1 pseudogene is annotated in these 701 nt (G+C 60.6%); it reads right to left on the bottom strand.

The features are described from left to right. Nucleotides 1-144 precede the first annotated feature (144 nt). Nucleotides 145-616, bottom strand: a pseudogene (locus AC1D34_RS38140) (oxygenase MpaB family protein). Between the last annotated feature and the right edge of the window lie 85 nt (nucleotides 617-701).

Genomic DNA, 701 nt, shown 5'->3' on the forward strand with positions numbered 1-701 from the left:
TCAGCGAGGTCTGGAACGATATCCCGCTGAGCGTCGCCACCATCCGCAACCACTATCACTTCATCCCCACCGGCCAGTCCAGGCGGCGATAGTGGATCAGCAAGCGGGGTTATCGATCGTCGCAAGGTGGCCCGCTCGCACCAGTTACCCTTCGGTGAAAGCGCGTGAGAAGTCTTCGGGCGTCAGCGGCGCGACAAAGCGACTATAGGCTTCGATGAAACCGTAAGAAGCGGTCGCTTGCACCCAATCCAACAGCCGCGGGTCGTTCGCGTGATATACTAGGCGCCCAGGCGTGACACCCTGCACTCGATCGTGAGCACGGACCACACCTGCGATCATGTTTTCTGCCGCTTGGCGGGGACCGTAGACCGTCGTCATCGCTGCCGCGCCTGTTCTGGCGCTTCACGGGGTCGATGCGGAATGAGCTGTGCCCCCATACCCCCGCTCGTACGGATGGCTCGGCCAATTCGAGGATAACCGCAGCAATGCCTCCTATGAAAAGCGAGACCGGATTCTTGAAAACGCGCCAGGTTACGGAGTCAGGCGAAACGAGCCCAGCCTCCCCGGCAGGCTTAGAGCAATCGAAGTGTGCAGGGCGGTGACAAAACCATCCAATGAAGCGCCCTCGCTTGTGGTGGCGCGGGCGGCGTAAAAGCCAACCAGTTGGATAGGCTGATCCCTTTTGGGGTTGGCGGGGATGT

The organism is Allobosea sp. P1_A7 (assembly GCF_056406775.1).